Annotated in this window: 21 protein-coding genes, 2 pseudogenes and 1 riboswitch; of the genes and pseudogenes, 15 read left to right on the forward strand and 8 right to left on the reverse strand. The window is 39.6% G+C overall.

The window, feature by feature from the left end:
• Entirely contained in the window at window positions 1-531 is a 531-nt protein-coding gene (locus tag MHI46_RS06595; RefSeq protein ID WP_024426834.1) for a cupin domain-containing protein, read from the forward strand.
• A 300-nt stretch (window positions 532-831) separates the two neighbouring features.
• Complete coding sequence (locus MHI46_RS06600) at window positions 832-1,074, forward strand: aspartyl-phosphate phosphatase Spo0E family protein (protein WP_039178071.1); 243 nt, start codon at window positions 832-834, stop codon at window positions 1,072-1,074.
• Window positions 1,075-1,120: 46 nt separating this feature from the next.
• On the opposite strand, the gene MHI46_RS06605 is transcribed toward MHI46_RS06600, so the two are convergent.
• Window positions 1,121-2,626 carry an ATP-binding protein gene (locus MHI46_RS06605; RefSeq protein ID WP_228279978.1) on the reverse strand — a complete coding sequence of 502 codons (1,506 nt, stop codon included), beginning with the start codon at window positions 2,624-2,626 and terminating at the stop codon, window positions 1,121-1,123.
• Between the two features lie 204 nt (window positions 2,627-2,830).
• Here MHI46_RS06605 and MHI46_RS06610 point away from each other — a divergent pair, with 204 nt between their 5' ends.
• Window positions 2,831-3,286 carry a MarR family transcriptional regulator gene (locus MHI46_RS06610; protein WP_034281539.1) on the forward strand — a complete coding sequence of 152 codons (456 nt, stop codon included), beginning with the start codon at window positions 2,831-2,833 and terminating at the stop codon, window positions 3,284-3,286.
• A 227-nt stretch (window positions 3,287-3,513) separates the two neighbouring features.
• On the opposite strand, the gene motB is transcribed toward MHI46_RS06610, so the two are convergent.
• The 3 genes from motB to MHI46_RS06625 all read right to left on the reverse strand — a co-directional run bounded on the left by motB (window position 3,514) and on the right by MHI46_RS06625 (window position 7,553).
• Entirely contained in the window at window positions 3,514-4,284 is a 771-nt protein-coding gene (gene motB, locus MHI46_RS06615) for a flagellar motor protein MotB (RefSeq protein WP_039178076.1), read from the reverse strand.
• Window positions 4,277-5,071, reverse strand: a complete 795-nt coding sequence (gene motA, locus MHI46_RS06620) for a flagellar motor stator protein MotA (protein ID WP_024424680.1) — start codon at window positions 5,069-5,071, stop codon at window positions 4,277-4,279. The genes motB and motA overlap by 8 nt, the downstream gene beginning before the upstream one ends.
• 379 nt (window positions 5,072-5,450) lie before the next feature.
• Entirely contained in the window at window positions 5,451-7,553 is a 2,103-nt protein-coding gene (locus MHI46_RS06625; protein ID WP_059376921.1) for an ATP-dependent Clp protease ATP-binding subunit, read from the reverse strand.
• 244 nt (window positions 7,554-7,797) lie between these two features.
• Here MHI46_RS06625 and MHI46_RS06630 point away from each other — a divergent pair, with 244 nt between their 5' ends.
• From MHI46_RS06630 to MHI46_RS06655, 6 genes are all read left to right on the forward strand, one after another.
• The gene (locus MHI46_RS06630; RefSeq protein ID WP_260775879.1) at window positions 7,798-8,841 is read left to right on the forward strand and encodes a hypothetical protein; all 1,044 of its coding nucleotides are present in this window, start codon (window positions 7,798-7,800) and stop codon (window positions 8,839-8,841) included.
• Window positions 8,842-8,912: 71 nt separating this feature from the next.
• Window positions 8,913-8,957, forward strand: a riboswitch (PreQ1 riboswitch).
• A gap of 159 nt (window positions 8,958-9,116) precedes the next feature.
• Entirely contained in the window at window positions 9,117-9,773 is a 657-nt protein-coding gene (queC, locus tag MHI46_RS06635; RefSeq protein ID WP_059376926.1) for a 7-cyano-7-deazaguanine synthase QueC, read from the forward strand.
• Window positions 9,774-10,214 (forward strand): 6-carboxytetrahydropterin synthase QueD, encoded by a 441-nt coding sequence (queD, locus tag MHI46_RS06640; protein WP_260775880.1) that lies wholly within the window; start codon window positions 9,774-9,776, stop codon window positions 10,212-10,214.
• Window positions 10,207-10,938, forward strand: coding sequence for a 7-carboxy-7-deazaguanine synthase QueE (gene queE, locus MHI46_RS06645; RefSeq protein ID WP_047202223.1), 732 nt, complete (start codon window positions 10,207-10,209; stop codon window positions 10,936-10,938). Before queD ends, queE begins: the two co-directional genes overlap by 8 nt.
• A 15-nt stretch (window positions 10,939-10,953) precedes the next feature.
• Window positions 10,954-11,451, forward strand: coding sequence for a preQ(1) synthase (queF, locus tag MHI46_RS06650; protein WP_003211403.1), 498 nt, complete (start codon window positions 10,954-10,956; stop codon window positions 11,449-11,451).
• A gap of 454 nt (window positions 11,452-11,905) precedes the next feature.
• On the forward strand, window positions 11,906-12,124 hold the full coding sequence (locus MHI46_RS06655; RefSeq protein WP_039178087.1) for a hypothetical protein: 219 nt from the start codon (window positions 11,906-11,908) through the stop codon (window positions 12,122-12,124).
• 93 nt (window positions 12,125-12,217) lie between these two features.
• Here the strand turns inward: MHI46_RS06655 and MHI46_RS06660 are convergent, their stop codons facing one another.
• Window positions 12,218-12,742, reverse strand: coding sequence for a GNAT family N-acetyltransferase (locus tag MHI46_RS06660; RefSeq protein WP_099663208.1), 525 nt, complete (start codon window positions 12,740-12,742; stop codon window positions 12,218-12,220).
• A gap of 144 nt (window positions 12,743-12,886) precedes the next feature.
• Window positions 12,887-13,075 carry a DUF2187 family protein gene (locus tag MHI46_RS06665; RefSeq protein ID WP_003211747.1) on the reverse strand — a complete coding sequence of 63 codons (189 nt, stop codon included), beginning with the start codon at window positions 13,073-13,075 and terminating at the stop codon, window positions 12,887-12,889.
• 167 nt (window positions 13,076-13,242) lie between these two features.
• Between MHI46_RS06665 and MHI46_RS06670 the strand changes: the two genes are divergently transcribed.
• From MHI46_RS06670 to MHI46_RS06685, 4 genes and pseudogenes are all read left to right on the forward strand, one after another.
• The gene (locus MHI46_RS06670) at window positions 13,243-13,437 is read left to right on the forward strand and encodes a hypothetical protein (RefSeq protein WP_039178090.1); all 195 of its coding nucleotides are present in this window, start codon (window positions 13,243-13,245) and stop codon (window positions 13,435-13,437) included.
• Between the two features lie 306 nt (window positions 13,438-13,743).
• Window positions 13,744-14,394: a cell wall hydrolase gene (locus tag MHI46_RS06675; RefSeq protein ID WP_064498375.1), complete on the forward strand. Its 651-nt coding sequence runs from the start codon at window positions 13,744-13,746 to the stop codon at window positions 14,392-14,394.
• A gap of 117 nt (window positions 14,395-14,511) precedes the next feature.
• A pseudogene (locus MHI46_RS06680) lies at window positions 14,512-14,662 on the forward strand (IS5/IS1182 family transposase); the annotation flags it as partial.
• Between the two features lie 22 nt (window positions 14,663-14,684).
• Window positions 14,685-14,856: pseudogene (locus tag MHI46_RS06685) on the forward strand (transposase); the annotation flags it as partial.
• A gap of 75 nt (window positions 14,857-14,931) precedes the next feature.
• On the opposite strand, the gene MHI46_RS06690 reads toward MHI46_RS06685, so the two are convergent.
• Both MHI46_RS06690 and MHI46_RS06695 read right to left on the reverse strand, forming a co-directional pair.
• Entirely contained in the window at window positions 14,932-15,216 is a 285-nt protein-coding gene (locus MHI46_RS06690; RefSeq protein WP_106025235.1) for a hypothetical protein, read from the reverse strand.
• Window positions 15,206-15,811: a tetratricopeptide repeat protein gene (locus MHI46_RS06695; protein ID WP_342503183.1), complete on the reverse strand. Its 606-nt coding sequence runs from the start codon at window positions 15,809-15,811 to the stop codon at window positions 15,206-15,208. Before MHI46_RS06695 ends, MHI46_RS06690 begins: the two co-directional genes overlap by 11 nt.
• Before the next feature lie 263 nt (window positions 15,812-16,074).
• On the opposite strand from MHI46_RS06695, the gene MHI46_RS06700 reads away from it, so the two are divergent.
• A complete protein-coding gene (locus MHI46_RS06700) occupies window positions 16,075-17,391 on the forward strand; it encodes a polysaccharide biosynthesis protein (protein WP_125586303.1) in 1,317 nt (438 codons plus the stop codon).
• A gap of 54 nt (window positions 17,392-17,445) precedes the next feature.
• On the forward strand, window positions 17,446-17,934 hold the full coding sequence (gene stoA / locus MHI46_RS06705) for an endospore biogenesis thiol-disulfide oxidoreductase StoA (protein ID WP_125586301.1): 489 nt from the start codon (window positions 17,446-17,448) through the stop codon (window positions 17,932-17,934).
• Window positions 17,935-17,942: the final 8 nt, after the last annotated feature.

Below are 17,942 nucleotides of genomic sequence, written 5' to 3' on the forward strand. Positions count from 1 at the left end.
ATGGCGACGATTTTGATTCACAATGAAGAGAACACATTACTTGAGAACGAGCAAGAGGTTGCATCATATTTAGAAAACCAAGGGGTTATTTATGAGCATTGGGATATTGAAAAGCTGCCAAACCGTTTATCAGAAAAGTATGATTTAACCGATGAGGAAAAGGAAGAGATTTTGACTGTTTTCCAAAAGGAAATCCAAAGTATTTCTGAAAAAAGAGGGTACAAAGCGCAGGATGTGATTTCATTATCTGATGCCACGCCAAATCTTGATGAGCTGCTCCAAAACTTTAAACGTGAGCATCACCATACAGATGATGAAGTACGCTTTATTGTGAGCGGGCACGGAATCTTTGCTATTCAAGGCAAGGATGGCGTCTTTTTTGATGTAAGATTGAACCCAGGTGATTTAATTTCTGTTCCGCCAAACATCCGTCATTACTTTACACTTCAAGAGGATCGCAAAGTGGTCGCAGTTCGCATATTTGTCACAACTGAGGGCTGGGTGCCAATTTACGAGGAAGAAACGGTTTAATGATAGAGCTGATCATTCCGCATGAGGCGGAAGATCAGCTTTTTTTTAGGAAATTAGACATAAAATGTGAAAGAAAATAGTTGATTTTGATCTTCTGTATAGGATAAAATTCTGTTTAATCAATGTGACAGTCCTGTCCAAATTTGAAGTTTACCCCCAAATTTGATTGGGTAAAAGGTCTTTAGGCTGTAAAAAATTAAATAAAATAAGCATATTTAATTTAATTTACAAATAAAGTATAATTTTGGTGTCGGATCATTTTGAGCATAGACAGTCGAAATCATTGCGGGAGCTGAGATCATGAATATTTATGTAAGGAAAGAACAATTGCTGATGTCCATTGATGAGAAGAGAAAACAGATGGTAGAAGCTGCTCAAGTGGAAGGGTACACTGGTGAGATGACAATTAAATATAGTCAAGAACTGGACAACCTGATGAATGAGTATCAGCATCTTCTTTTTCATGAGAAACAATCTGCCCCCTCCTTTCATGATCTTGTGTCTCAAATGAGTCTTTTATCTGTGAACCGCCCCTCTTATTGACATGAAAAACCGGTCTTGCATAAGCAAAACCGGCTGACATCTTCAGCTATGCTGAGTGAGCAGAAGGAAGCATGATCATAACAGTCGTTCCTTTATTCACTTCGCTATGAATATCAATTGTTCCGCCATACATCGAAATGATTCGTTTACACACGACAAGTCCAAGACCCGTGCCTTTTTCCTTCGACGTAATAAAGGGGAGGAAGATGTGCTTTAACATCTCTTCTGGTATGCCTTCACCTGTATCAGCTACTTTAATGATGACATGTTCTTTTTCAGCTTCGATCACAATCTTCAAATGACCGCCGTTTGGCATTGCTTCTAAAGAGTTCTTTGCTACATTTAAAACCACTTGTTTAATATGATCCTTCGTGCAATACACGCCCACATCTTGAATCGTATTGATTTGTAGGTCCACCTCGACATTATAAAGGTTTGCCTCAGAGAAAACGATCGGCATGATCTCACTTACAATTTCTTTAACAGAGTTATTCTGCCATTTTTCTGCCGTTGGTTTTCCTAAAACAAGAAATTCACTGACGATTTGGTTGATCCGTTTAATTTCTTCCTCGATGACAGAAAAATAGAGCTGATCTTCTTCTGAATGATACTTCTTTTGCAATAGCTGGATAAATCCGCTGATCCCAGTTAATGGGTTGCGAATTTCGTGTGCTGTACTTGCTGCGAGTGTTCCGATCAATTCAAGCTTTTGCGCTTCATTTTGATGACGCTCCTGCTGAGTTTGCCGCCTTAACACGATATACTGGACTAGTGTGAATAAAATATTTAATAAAATAAACGCACTGGATAAAGGGATGAGCATCACAGACAGCACTTCACTTGTTGAAGCACGCTGCGGAAAGACCTCCAGCTTCCAGCTGTTTTCATCTAAATATGTAGACACGGTGCTGCCGCCCTCAGGTACTGGCTGTGGACCACTTGTAAACACGACATGTCCATTTTGATTCAGCATTTTAAAATGAAGATCAGGATTCAATACATTCATAATATTTCTTAAATAATCAATTTGAATGGCGGCAATCAGCACATTGGTGACCTCTTCATTTTCATCGAGAACAGGCACACAAATGGAGAGAATCCGCTGTTTTGTAATTCGGCTCACATAGTTGTCTGTGATCACGGTCTGCTTGGTCACTTGAATGCGTTTAAAGTAATCTCTGAATGATAGGTTGATTTTTTCCTTTAACGGGGTGGTGCTTGCTGTTACATTTCCTTTTTTGTCTAGGAGATACAGACCTGAAAAACGAGGTTCTTGTTTATAGATTTTCTCTAGGATGTTTTGTACTTTTTTCGTCTCAAGTGGCTGGTCAAATCCCATGGCAAGGGAAGTTAATCTCGCTTCTGTTTCACTTATTAAATAATTCATTTGGTTTTTGTGAATATTTAACATAAGTGTAGCGGTTTGTTTGTTCTTTAAATCGATTTTTTCAGTTTCTTTTTCGTAGATAAAATAACTAATGATTAGGGTTGGAAGTATGACCAAAATAAGGTAAAGCCTGATTTTCTTCCAAAACCCTTTGAGTATACTCATCATTCATCGCTCCAACGTATTACCTAATAGACTTATTATAGCATTGAACCTATCTTTATTACGATGACTTGTGTGATTTTTAAAAAATTAGGTGATTCGTTCTGGTCTCATTTTCATGCTAAAGATGGATCAAAATGTTGACATTTTACTTATTGTTTATTAATGTCACATTAGTGGGTTGCATTTCATAAAGGATGATAAAAAATGGAAAATCATAATGTTGAAAAATCATTGAAATTATTTATTGTATTATCACGTGCTTATCGCTCAATTAATCATCACATGAACAAACATATTGTGAAGCACGGGCTGAATCCAACTGAATTTGCTGTGCTAGAATTGCTGTATCATAAAGGTGATCAGCCGCTTCAGCAAATCGGTGATAAGATCTTACTTGCAAGCGGCAGCATCACCTATGTGGTCGATAAATTGGAGAAGAAAGAACTCCTCAGCCGGAAGGCTTGTGCAGAAGACCGCAGGGTGACATTTGCGCATATTACAAAGCAGGGACGAGCTTTGCTTGATGACATCTTCCCAGATCATGCGAAAGAAATTCATGAGATGATCAGTGTCCTGAGCGAAGAAGAGAAAGATGCCTGCATCGATATGCTCAAACATGTAGGGCTGCGTGCAAAGCATTTATATGATCATCAAGAATAAATAAAAAGGAAGCCGCTGGCTTCCTTTTCAGCGTGCAGGCAAACCCTCGCATTCGGTGTCAGTCCTGCGCTCCGGTGCTCACGAATGTCAAATTCGCTCCGCTCCGATGCTCGTCCTTCCTAGACTTCAAAGGTTTTCTATCACGCTGAAAAGAAGACAAAGGGCTAAAATAAAGATCATTTTAGCCCTTTGTCAACAAACTGTAAAGAAGCCGCTGGCTTCCTTTTTTATTTCGCTTTTTTCTCAATCGGTAAAATGAGTACTTCTACACGCCGGTTTTTACTTCTGCCTTCTGCTGTATCGTTTGAGGCAATCGGTTTGAATTCGCCGTATCCTTTTGTACTAAAGTTCTCTTGATCTAGGTTGCTGTTTTCAAGAAGAATATTTAAAAAGTTCACAGCACGAATGGCGCTTAAATACCAGTTTGATTCAAATTCTGAATTTCTGATCGGTACATTATCTGTATGTCCGCTAATGACGATGTCACGAGCGGGATTAATGACGAGCAGCTTTGAGATTTCTTTTGCTAACGGGACATCCTGAGATCGAATAACTGCCCGCCCGGAATCAAAGAAGATACTATCCTCAATCGTAATGAGAAGTCCTTCATCCGTAAGCTTTGTTTCGAGCTTGGAACCAAGTTTTTTATTTGCAATGAATGAATCGACCTGCTGTTTGACCTTTGTGAGAACCGCTTGGTCTCGAGCCTTTGCTTTGGCTTCTTCATCTTTCTCTTCCTCGGCTGCTTTCTTGACTTGGTTGCTGTGTTCAGTTTCTTCCGTGCTTTGCATGCTGGATTGATCCATAACACCAGTACCGCCAGTAAAAACTACATTAAATGACTTAGCCATCTGTTCATATTTTGCCGCATCAATCGAACTAGATGCAAAAAGCACAATGAAGAGGGCGAGAAGAAGTGTCAGAAGATCGGCATAAGGGATAAGCCAAGATTCATCTACATGGTCTTCATGATCATGGTTTTTACGTTTCCTAGCCATTTTGATTTTCTCCTTCTTCAATGACAAGATTTGCACGTTCTTTTGCTGGTAAGTACATAAGAAGTTTTTGTTCAATGACTTTTGGAGATTGACCTTCAAGAACAGAAAGAATGCCTTCGATCATAATCAGACGAAGCTTTACTTCTTCCTTTGATTTACGCTTCAATTTGTTGGCAAATGGGTGCCATAATACATACCCGGTAAAAATCCCAAGCAGTGTGGCGACGAAGGCAGCACTGATTGCATGTCCAAGTGCTTCAATATCTCCCATGTTGGCAAGTGCTGCAATAAGTCCGACAACGGCGCCAAGTACCCCTAGTGTCGGAGCGTATGTACCAGCTTGTGTAAAGATTAATGCGCCTGACTGATGTCGTTCAGACATGGCATCAACTTCTTCTGTTAAAACGTCTCGAATAAATTCAGCACTTTGGCCGTCAACTGCCATGCTTAACCCGTTCTTTAGAAAATCATCATCGACTTCCTCAAGACTTGCTTCTAATGCCAAAAGACCTTCACGACGCGCAATTTGTGCCCAGTTGGAAAATAGAGGGATCATTTCTTGAATCGTTGGAAGCTGGCTGTCTTTGAAAATTTTGCCGAACAATTTTGGTGTTTTCTTAATTTCACTAGAAGGGAATGCGATGACAACAGCTGCAACCGTCCCAACAATGATGATTAATATAGCCGCCGGGTTGAGAAGAGCAGTTAGACTCACACCTTTCAAAACCATACCGACACCTAGTGCAATAAATGCTAAAATAATACCAATTAACGATGTTTTGTCCATTATCTCACCAAATCCTTTAACTATCTTTTTCTATAGTTAATATCGGTGTGTTCCAGAAGGGTTTTAGTCAGAATATAAAATTAAGACAGTTTCTGTGAAGAATTTTTGACGAAAGCGCTTTCTGTATATGTAAAAAGAAGAAACTCCCTCTCATATAAAGGGAGTCTCCATTTAATCATTTTGTGCTGGTTCATCTAAATGAAGCAGCTCTTTTAATTTTTCTTCATACATGATTTTGACAAGATCGTAGCTCCAATTCATCATGTGATCCACCTCTTTTTCTTTTATCGTAAAGGAAAAGAGGCGGGGGAGCGTCAGCGTTCAGATGGAACTTAGCCGCCGCAACATGATGGAGGTGCATATCATCCTGAAGGTGTAGTTATCCTTTTTTTACGACGATTTCGTCATGTTCAACATCCACAGTAAATCCAGAAAGCTGCTCCTCTTCAAGAAGGATCTCTGTCATTTGATCTTCAACATGCTCTTGGATGGTTCTTCGAAGTGGACGAGCACCAAATGCAGGGTGATATCCAAGCTCTGCGATTTTTTCTTTCGCTTCATTTGTGACATGGACTGTTAAATTCTGCTCTTTTAATTGCTCTGACAGCTCATTAAGCAGAAGATCAACAATCTTCACTAAGTCCTCTCTGTCTAGTGAATCAAATTGAATGATGCTATCAAAACGGTTCAAAAATTCTGGTTTGAAGTAGCTGCTGAGCGAATCAATGAGTGATTGTTCCTCAATCGCTTCGTCCTGATCAGACTGGAAGCCGACCTTGACCGTTTTATCTGCGCTGCCTGCGTTACTTGTCATGATGATGACTGTATCTTTAAAGCTGACCGTTCTGCCTTGGCTGTCTGTTAAACGCCCATCTTCCATGATTTGAAGGAACATATGCTGTACATCTGGATGTGCTTTTTCGATTTCATCCAGCAAAATGATGCTGTAAGGTTTTCTGCGCACTTTTTCAGTCAGCTGGCCAGCTTCATCGTGTCCAACGTAACCAGGAGGAGAACCGATGAGTTTGGACACAGAGTGTTTTTCCATGTACTCACTCATATCTAAACGAATGATCGCATCTCTTGAACCGAATAATTCTTCAGCCAGCGTTTTAGACAATTCGGTTTTCCCGACACCTGTTGGTCCAACGAAAAGGAAGGAGCCTGTCGGTCTATGTTTCGATTTTAATCCAGCTCTGCTTCTTTTCACGGCTTTCGCCACTTTATCAACCGCATGCTCCTGCCCAATTACTCGTGCTTTTAGACGGACATCAATTTCTTTCATTTTGGTTTGTTCGTCTGCTTGTAGTTTGCCGACAGGAATGCCTGTTTTTTGTTCCACAATGGCCTGAATGTCCTCTGCTGTAACGATATGCTCTTTGTCAGTTGTTTTGTTTTGAAGTCTTGCTTCAATGGCTTCTTCTTCATCGCGAAGCTTCGCTGCTTTTTCATATTGTTCTTCTTTTAGCGCAGCCTGTTTTTCTGCGGCAATTTGCGCAAGTCGGTTTGTCAGTTCATCTTCACTTGCAGCATCAATGGAGAGGTTCGCTTTTGAACCAGCTTCATCCATTAGATCAATGGCTTTATCCGGCAAATGACGGTCTTGAATATACCGGGAAGATAATTGAACGCACGCTTTGATGGCTTCATCTGAATAGGTGACACCATGATAGGCCTCGTACTTATCTTGAATACCTTTTAAGATGTCGATCGCTTCATCTGGTGTTGGCTCATCCACGATAACGGGCTGGAAGCGTCGTTCGAGTGCAGCATCTTTTTCAATTTGGCGATATTCTTTTAATGTCGTCGCACCTACTAGCTGCAGTTCGCCTCTTGCAAGGGCTGGTTTTAAAATGTTTCCAGCATCCATTGATCCTTCTGCAGATCCTGCGCCCACAAGAAGGTGGATTTCATCTACAAATAAGATGATATTTTTACGGCTCTGAAGTTCTTTAATTAACTGCTTCATTCTTTCCTCAAATTGACCGCGTACACCTGTGTTTGCGACAAGTGAAGAAACATCTAATAAATAGATTTGTTTGTTCTTTAATTTATTTGGTACATCGCCGCTCGCAATTTTCAGTGCGAGTCCTTCTGCGATCGCTGTTTTCCCAACACCTGGTTCACCAATAAGAACAGGGTTATTTTTATTTCTTCTATTTAAAATCTCAATGACTCTTGCGACTTCTTCATCACGGCCAATGACTGGATCAATTAAGCCAGCATTTGCTCCATCTGTTAAGTTACGGCCAAGCTCATCGAGTAAGCCTTTTTGTTTTGGCTGCTCCATGTTTGGGGCATGACCTGCCTGCTGAGAGAAGAATGAACTTCCTCCAAAAAGCTGAGGTCCCATTTTCATTTTTGACTGCTCCATCAAAGAGGTATAGCAGTCTTCACATAAAACCATTTGGCTCCGGGACGAATTTACTTGCATATTCAGGCGAATAGTTGCTTCATTTACTTGACAATGTTGACAACGCATTTGCCATGACCTCCTTAAAATAAAGTTTGACTTTATTTGACCAATGAATGTTAAAGAAAATGGTCTGTTGTTTGACCATCTTTGACTATAGTATACTCTGACCTATTTTGACTTTCAACTGTTTTGCTCAAAGACGGATAAAAATCCTTTTTTGCATTTAATCATGGTTTGTCCTTCTTTTCAAGGAACTTGTCTCATAGGATAAAAAAGAGACAATCGAAAGTGATGGGTGCGGAGGGGTCACATGAAACGTTCAAATGAATCCGCTTTTCAGCTTGCCTTTGTATATGTAGGAACAGTGGTTGGAGCTGGGTTTGCGACAGGAAAAGAAATCGTAGAATTTTTTGTTCGTTTTGGCTGGATTGGACTATTAGGAATCCTGATTAGCGGTGTTATTTTTACTGGCCTTGGTGCAAAAATGATGCTGATTTCGAAACGAATCAAAGCAGAATCTTATCAAGATATGAACCGGTTTTTATTTGGCGCAGCTGCGAGTCGATATATTAATATTGTGATGTTTTTTATTTTACTCGGTGTTACCTCAGTCATGATTTCAGGCGCAGGGGCTATTTTTGAAGAACAGCTTGGCATTTCGAAGGAGTATGGGATCTTTTTGACGATCATTCTGAGCGTCATTGTACTCTTTAAAGGTTCAAAAGGGCTATTTGGTGTTAACGTCCTTGTCGTTCCAATGCTGATTTTCTTTTCATTGATTGTGTTTCTTGATTCATTTGTTTTTAGCAGCAGTGAAAGTTATGTTCTTGCGCTGCAAATGGGTGAGGGCGAGTGGATACTATCAGCAGTGTCCTATGGTGCCTTTAATTTAGCACTGTCACAGGCAGTGTTAGTACCCGTTGCAAATGAAATGACCTCTGAAGCAGTCATTAAAAAGGGAGCGGTGCTTGGGGGCGTCATGCTGACACTCATTTTGCTTGCTTGCTTTTTATCTCTTTCTTCATTAGATATGCTGGAGGCATTTGATATTCCAATGGCGCAGGTGGTGTATCAAGTTGCAAACTCCATTCATCTCATTTATTTATTTGTCATCTTCGGTGAAGTTTTTACATCCGTCATAGGCAATTTATACGGGCTGGAGAGACAAGTAAGGGCATATATCCGAATGAACAGCATCTTTACGATATCCCTAATTCTCATATGCTGCTATGTGATTAGTAAAATTGGTTACGGTACACTGATATCAACGGTTTACCCGGTTTTTGGCTATGTCAGTATCTTTTTTATTCTCTTTCTTTGTCTAAAAAAAGTGCCTGCACCGCTAGGTAAGTAAAGAAAGGATAGCCTGCATGAAAAATATGTGGTACACTATCCTCTGTGAAAATTGAACAAAAATCCGTGAAGACGGGAGAGGTTCTAGCAAAACCCTCTATAAAAAACTAAGGACTTGCCGTATCCTTGGATGTGGCATTTTTTATTTTTTATGGCTGGGACACCTCATACACATGTAAAGGTGTCTTTTCTTTTGAGGAAAATAGGGGTTTTCAGGAGCCTTTCAGATGCAGTGTTGTACGGTTGTACGCATCTGCAAAAGGAGGAGAACAGAAAATGAAAAATGAAAAAGCAGTCGTTGTCTTCAGCGGGGGACAGGACAGTACGACATGTTTATTATGGGCACTTCAACAATTTGAAGAGGTAGAAACAGTGACCTTTCATTATAATCAACGTCATCAAGAAGAAATTGATGTCGCCAAAAGAATCGCTGACAAGTTAGGTGTGAAGAATCATCTATTAGATATGTCTCTTTTGAATCAGCTGGCACCTAATGCTTTAACAAGAGATGACATTGACATTGAGGAAAAAGAAGGAGAGCTTCCTTCCACATTTGTGCCAGGAAGAAACTTAGTGTTCTTATCCTTTGCCTCTATTTTGGCGTATCAAATTGGAGCAAGACATATTATCACGGGTGTTTGTGAGACAGACTTTAGCGGCTATCCAGATTGCCGTGACGAGTTTGTGAAATCTTGCAACGTCACAGTGAATTTAGCAATGGAAAAACCATTTGTGATTCATACGCCACTGATGTGGCTGAATAAAGCAGAAACATGGAAGCTTGCAGATGAGCTCAATGCACTGGAATTTGTGAAAAATGAAACGCTCACTTGCTATAACGGCATCATCTCTGATGGCTGCGGGGAATGTCCTGCGTGTAAGCTGCGGAAAAACGGCTATGACACTTATATGGAAATGAAGGAGGCAAAATAAATGCTTTCTCAAATCTATCCACAAACCGATCATCCATTTTCATTTGAATTGAACAAAGACATGCATGTATCGGCTGCCCATTTCATCCCGCGAGAAGATGCGGGCGCATGCAGCCGTGTTCATGGTCATACGTACACCATCAATATCACAATTGCGGGCGACGACCTAGATGAATCGGGTTTCCTTGTCAATTTTAGTACATTGAAGAAGCTCATTCATGGGCAGTACGATCACACGCTGCTCAATGATCACGAGGAATTCTCATCAAGCGATCGATACGCGATGCCAACCACTGAGGTGGTGGCAAAGACCGTATATGACAAAGTCGCAGCGTATTTATCGACTTTAGCGAACAAGCCAACATGTGTTCAAGTCTTTGTCAGAGAAACACCAACAAGCTACTGCATTTACCGTCCGAAACGAGTTGAGATCAATGGCTAAAGCGATTCCTGTATTAGAAATCTTTGGTCCAACCATTCAAGGAGAAGGAATGGTGATTGGACAAAAAACGATGTTTGTCAGAACGGCTGGCTGTGACTACTCTTGCAGCTGGTGTGATTCCTCCTTTACATGGGACGGCTCAGCGAAGCATGATATTCAGTGGCTTGAGGCAGAAGACATTGTCAAAGAATTAAAAAGAATAGGCGGACAGGCTTTTTCTCATGTCACCATTTCAGGAGGAAACCCGGCGCTTTTAAAACAAATGGAATCCCTCATTGATTTACTGCATGAAGAGGGGATTGATACAGCGCTTGAAACACAAGGGACGATGTATCAGGAATGGTTTTTGAAAATTGATGATTTAACCATTTCCCCTAAGCCGCCAAGCTCGAATATGAAAACAGATTTTACGAAACTAACACGTATCATAGATGAGCTGAAAAACGGAAATAGATTGCAGCATGCAAGCCTGAAGGTCGTGATCTTTGATGATCGTGATCTAGCCTATGCGAAGGATGTTCATGCGAAATACCCTGAGCTTCCTTTTTATTTGCAGGTAGGAAATGACGACACGACGACAGGTGATGATGCGTACTTATTGACGCATTTATTAAAGAAATATGAAGCGCTTGTAGATCAAGTCGCACAAGATCCAGACTTAAACCGCGTAAGAGTGCTGCCGCAGCTGCACACGTTATTGTGGGGAAATAAACGAGGCGTATAGAAAGGAAGAGATGTCATGACGACAAGAAAACCAGAAGAATTAGAAGGTGTCACGTTACTAGGAAACCAAGGAACCAATTATTTGTTTGATTACGCACCACAAGTGCTTGAAACGTTCCCAAATAAACATACAAATAGAGATTACTTTGTGAAATTCAACTGCCCAGAATTTACATCACTATGTCCGCAAACAGGACAACCGGATTTTGCAACAGTTTATATCAGCTATATCCCAAATGAAATCATGGTCGAAAGTAAATCCCTAAAATTATATTTGTTCAGCTTCCGTAACCATGGTGACTTCCATGAGGATTGTATGAACATTATTATGAACGACTTAATCGAATTGATGGACCCAAGATATATTGAAGTTTGGGGCAAATTTACGCCAAGAGGCGGTATTTCAATTGATCCGTATACGAACTATGGGAAACCTGGGACAAAGTATGAAGAAATGGCATCGTATCGTATGATGAACCATGATATGTATCCAGAAACGATTGATAATCGCTAATAAATAGGAAAAGACATGCCAGATGCATGTTTCAGCGTGTAGACAAACCCTCGCATTCGTTGTCAGTCCTGCGCTCCGGTGCTCACGAATGTCAAATTCGCTCCGCTCCGGTTCTCGTCCTTCCTAGACTGCAAAGGTTTTCTATCACGCTGAAATGAAGACAAAGGGCTAAAAGCAAGCATTTTAGCCCTTTGTCAACAATCTGAGACATGCCAGATGCATGTCTTTTTTTTATGGGATTGTAGCGAATCAATCATAAAAAAAGAGAAGAGTCATGTCACTCTTCTCATACGAATGGGAATAGAACTTGCTAGGACGGCTGGGGGCTACCAGCTCGTAAATATATTATATATGACAGAACGTATGTTTGTAAAGGTGAATCATGCTTTTTTTGCTTATCTCATTTGATTTAAGATAAAATAGGGGTATTGAATGGTAAATGGAGGCGTTTGATTTGGCAAACAAAGAAGAGCGGGCAGAGCAGCTGCTAATGGAGCTTAGAGAAGAGCTTCAAATGCTTGAACATCAAAACAAAGAACGGTATAAATGGAGTGCCTCCACATTGCTTGGAGTGATTGCCCTCTTAATTGATAAAGGAGTGATCACCCCTGAGGAAGTCGAGATGTACAAGACGAAGGCGGAAATGCAAACCTTTCATACGCAAAAAGACTAATGCTTATGATGTGGCGAGAAAAAGAAAAGGACATAACAAATTGATGACTCAATTGATATTATGTCCTTACTTCTGCAATTCGTTTTCACAGCATTAAACCAGCTTATACATTAAAACGTCATCCCAGTATTCATGATCATTTATTTTAAATTCTTTTATTTTACGTCCTTCTTCTATAAACCCCATCTTCTTGTACAAAGAAATGGCCTTTTGATTTGTAGAGAAAACGGCTAAACTAACCTTTTCAATTGAAGGATTCTTTTCTGCCCAATGTAATAAAGCTGTTAGTAACTTTCCCCCTACGCCTAAACCTCTATAGCTCTTATGCACCATCAGCCCGAATGATCCCGTATGAGAAGTTCTTTTTCTATTTGATGAATGTTCAAAGGCTATCCATCCAATGACTTTCTCATCAGTTTGAGCAACTATGTACGTCTCGTTTTCATTTTCAATTCTTTTCTGTATCCATTTCCTGTGTTCTAAGAGGGTTTTTTTGTTTTCTTCAGGTGATGTAAGAAGATAATCTGATTCAGCAATAACTGATTTCTGTATTTCTAAAGTCATTTCAGCATCTTCCATTTTTCCAAAACGTACAATGATATCATTGGAATTTTGCATATTAGTTTCTCCTGTCTAGAGCTAATACTGAATCTTATCATTTTTTTAGAAGGGTACTGAAATAGCAATCACCATTTGTCGAATCGTGATTAGCTTTGCTTTATATATACGTATGTACCGATCGTCTGTATTGAGGATTGCAAATTAATGTACGGAGTCTTTGATGATTTTATAGTTTTTATGATTAACGACTGTTAGTGAATCCAGTTCTAAATCTCTATAGTTGTCCATAATGGTGACATCCACAATGACAGAGTTTTCATTCACTTTTTCAACTACACCTGTTAAACCATTTCTAAATTCGATCACATTTCCAATTTTTGCAATCTTCAACCGATCCCTCTCCTTTAAAAACAGATTTCATTCCCTATTAAAAAGTATTTTGCAATATTTTCATACCAATGTAAAGGATAAAGACGTTTTTGTTTTGTTTTCGTTGTATGCTCTTCTAACGAATGGTATATTTAATATTTGATCATGGCTGAAAAGGAGCGGTTTTTTTGACTGAAGAACAAATCCTCACAATCATCGAATCTTTAAGGAATGGGACGGAAAAACAGGTGACCATCCAAAAAGATGACTTTTTAACGTTTCGTTCTGTATTGGTGAATCAAGATGATTTTAAACATTTTCGCGGAATCGCCAAACATGGTGGAGATGTTATTTTTGAATATCTTACAGAAGCAAGAAGCTAAAGCTTTTTCTCATTGATGAGAGAAAGCTTTTTTATTTTCGTTCTTTTGTCACACTTCAAACCACTTTGATACATATGAAAAGAAAATGTAATAACCCATAAACAGGAGCATAAGGATGATGATAGGTGAAAAAGGGACCTTTTTAAGCGCTAACAATTCCATTTTATGTGCGCAAAACTAGGACATGCCATTTAATGACGGAATTTGGACAGGCATGTAAATCTTTGTGCGTGAAAATAGAATGAGGTCTTGTTAGAGTGGACAAGTATCTTACAGCCTACTTTGATTAAAGGAGGAAAAAGGCGAATGATTAAAATTCATACAGCTCTTTTTGTCATCCTTATGCTGGTTGCAGCAATGAAGATGGACAATATACAAGAGCAGCAAGGCACATTAAGTCACGAACTTTCAAAAGCACCTGTTAAACATCAGCTTTCATATATAGATCAAGGTCACGATCAAGTCATCCCAGCATTTTCTGAAGAGAAGCGTCAGCCAAAAGTGAAAATGCTAAGTACGTCAACAGAAGAAAAGTCTTCAAAACCGAAGCAAAAGAAAAAAGTAAAATCTGAAACGACGAATAAGGCAAGTGGTAAACAGTATTCTAATGAAGAAATGGACTTGCTTTCTCGATTGGTTCACGCTGAAGCGAAAGGTGAATCTTACGAAGGGAAAAAAGCGGTAGCAAGCGTTGTTTTAAACAGAGTAGAGCATCGTTCTTTTCCTGACAGCGTGAAAGGTGTGATCTATCAGCGAAATGCTTTCCAGCCAGTATCGAATGGAAGTATTCATGATAAGGCAGATCAAGATTCCATTAAAGCTGTGAAGCAGGTAGTAAAAGAGCATGACAGAACAACAAAGGCTATTTATTTTTATAATCCAAAAACGGCAACAGATCATTGGATTCGTTCCCGCAAAATTGTAGAACGCATCGGACGTCACGTATTTGCCGTATAAAGAAAAAGAGCGATCAATGAGATTGCTCTCAGCGTGTAGACAAAGCCTACACGCTTTTTTGTATAATATGGGCAATAACATATTTCTGAGGGGGTTGAACATGCTATCGAAACGTGAAGAAGAAATCAATTAGAAGTAGTTGCCTTAGATGAATTAGTGCCTGAAGATCATTTTGATTTCGTTTATGATCTTGTCAAAGGATCATTATAGTTCAGACAATGGCAGATCAAGTGTGGATATTGTTGTCCTCATTAAAATGGTTTTGATCTAATATCTATTTGCAGGACAATCTAGATGAAGCAGACCATCTGAGACTCACACAAATGAATAAGGACATCTATGCAAAAGGAAAGAGACAATAGAACGTGTTTTTGCAGATGCAATGCGATGGACGAAACTTCGAGGACTGAAAAAGTTTCAATGCAGGTGATGCTTACTTTCGCGGCCATGAAATCAAAATAAGTGAAAACCCACTTTTACTCGAAGTAAAGGTGGGGCTTGACTAAGGTCTTAGACCCTAAAGGTATGTTTAATTCATCAAGTAGATAACCTAGAATCACGTGTTCCAAAACGAATATCCAGATTTAAACTAGAACGTGTTCCATTTCTTACAGAAAAATCGTTATCATGTTGAGATAAAGTTATAAGAGGAAAATCTTGAGTAGTAACGCTACTGCCTGTAGCATTTCTTACAGTCAGATCAGTTGATTCTGGAGAAGTAGCATTTCTTGAATTCACATCAAAATTGACAGATGATAAAGAGATCATACCTAGCAATGCTGAAGCACTCAAAAAACCAGTAAGAACCGTTTTAAAATTCATATGAACAGTCGCCCCTTTGGATTTGTTTTCGGGAGTACATCACTTTTTCATACATTTTTACAGATTCATCCATACGCCCATTCTCATTATAGTACCGAGCCGCTTCGAGCGCTAGGTCTTCCATGTATGGATAACCCCTCTCATTCTCTAATTTTTCCAACGAGCTCAAGACCTCACTTAGGTTTGCTGTTTTTAAAAATAAAATTTCCAATACCATTAGCAACGATAAAAACAGATCATTTTTTCTATTCTTCGCTTCTTCCAAGCCTCTTTTGAAAAATCTTTCTCCCTCAATAAATTCCTTTTGAATCAAATGAAATAACGATAATTCATAATAAACCAAAAGCAACTCTGTAGCATGAATAGGCTCTCCTTCAAGAATAACCTGATTAAAATAAACTAGTGCCCTATTAAAATCACCTAATCCTTTATAACAACAACCAATATTAAATAATGACTTCACAATCATTGGCTTATTAGAAATTGCTTTAGATTTTTCTAAAGCTGACAATAAATGAGGAAGCGCCTTTTCTCTGCATTCAAAATCAATGAAATTACCTGCCATAACAATTAGACAATTAATTTCTCGAATCATATAAAGTGAATTGCTCTTATGTGCCTTATAAGTATCATAAGAAAGTCCAATGTAATACATAGACACGTGGGACGAGTATTGGCGCGGAGCAAGTTTGACATTCGTGAGCACCAGCACGTGGGACTGACACCAATAGCGAGGGTTTGTTTACATGCATAGAGCGATCAATGAGATTGCTCTTTTTTGTCTTCAATTATTAAAATATTTTTTGGACTTGTCTCATAGAATGTGAAAAGAATTTGCTTTAGACAAGGGGAGGCTACATGAATCGATTTGTAAAAGGGGTCATTCTGCTATCTGTCGCAGCTTTTATTGCTGAGTGTATCGAGTTTTTAGTCAATATGATTTTAGCGAGAGAGCTTGGAGAACATGGAATGGGTTTATATATGAGTATCCTTCCAATCATCATGCTTGTCCTTGTGATCGCCAGTTTAGAGCTGCCAGTCTCCATTTCTAAATTCATTGCAGAATCACATGAGCGTCTCCACAAAAGTATGCTCCGCCATGCCTTTAAAATGACACTTGTGGTGACAAGTACAACTACAGCTATAGCAGCTATTGTACTGCCTTTCATTCCAGTGTTTCAGTCGTATCATCCGCTTATGAAAGGCTTGGTGCTGTCACTTATCCCGATTATTGCGTTTACCTCCATTGCCCGCGGCTATTTTATGGGAAAGCAGCAAATGGGCAGAATTGCTTTAGCCAATATGCTGAAGAAAACGATCCAGCTGATCTGCTTGTTTTTGTTTTTTCATTGGTATTCGTTTGATATTGAAACAGCAGTACTTATCGCCATTGGTGTCATTGTTGCGAGTGATCTTGTTGTCTTTATTTATTTATACTCCCAATACGTCATGGCAAAAAATGCTGTGAATGTCAGGTCTGTTGAATTAAGAGGAAGTGATGTGCGAAAGCGCCTATTAGCCGTTTCCATTCCGACAACGGGCATGCGCATCTTTCATGCGATTGCCAATGCGGTTGAACCATTTTTAATCAAAGGAGCACTCGTGGCAGCAGGCATTTCTGGAACACTTGCTGTTGATCATTACGGCATGCTGGCTGGTGTCGCAATGTCGATCGGTTTTTTCCCAGCATTTATCGCTCATTCCATCATGATTGTGATGATTCCGAGTGTCTCTGAAGCCTATGCTTTAGGCCAGTATGATCTTGTGAAAAAACGTGTCAGACAGGCGATTCTCATAACGTTTGGATATGGGGTGCCGGCAGTGATGGTGATGTATTATTTTGCTTACCCGCTCACACAGCTCTTTTTTGATTCACCGCAAGCTGCTGTCTATTTACAGCTGCTTTGGCCATACTTTTTATGCCACCTGTTTGTGATGCCGTTTCAAGCGTGTTTAATCGGTATGGGGCTCATCAAAGATGTGTTCCTACATAATATATGGGTGCATGTCGTCTCTTTTTCTATGGTGTATTTCCTCGGTTCAATGGAAAGCTTGAATATGATGGGGGTCATTTTAGGGATGAACACAGGCATGCTGCTTTTGACTGCCCTGCATTATGCGACGATTTGTAAGGAGCTCGGCGTTTCAATGTTTCTTACATTGAAAAAAGCTTGAATGTCATCACCATCGAGAGGGCAAGCTATAAGAAAACTGGGAAGGAAGATCCTGATGAATCGTAAACGTCTACCCGCCAGTCTTCTAATGATGACCATGCTGCTATTTCTCATGAGCGCAGCAGCGGAAGCAAAAGAGCCTGTGATGGCGCCAAGAATAGAGGCACCGACATTAACTGGTGAAATGCAGATGGTTCCCACAAAAGGGAAAAAGACCATTTTGCATTTTTGGACAACATGGTGTCCGTCATGCAAAATGGAGTTGCCCGAATTTGAACAGATTGTGAAAGAAAATCAGAGTGATGTTGACATATTGACCGTGAATTTACTAGGTGCTGAACAAAGTAAACATGCTGTTGCCCAATTTGTGAAAGACAGAAGGTTTACATTCCCGATCATACTAGATGAACACGGAGAAATGATGAAGAAATATCAAATTATCACCATTCCAACAACCTTTTTGATTAATGAAAAAGGAGAAGTGGTGAAAAATCATGTAGGTCCACTGACGAAAAAACAAATCAAAGAGTGGACGAATTCGTAGAACCAATC

Origin of the sequence: Bacillus sp. FSL K6-1000 (genome assembly GCF_038630785.1) — a bacterium.
GTDB lineage: Bacteria > Bacillota > Bacilli > Bacillales > Bacillaceae > Bacillus > Bacillus safensis.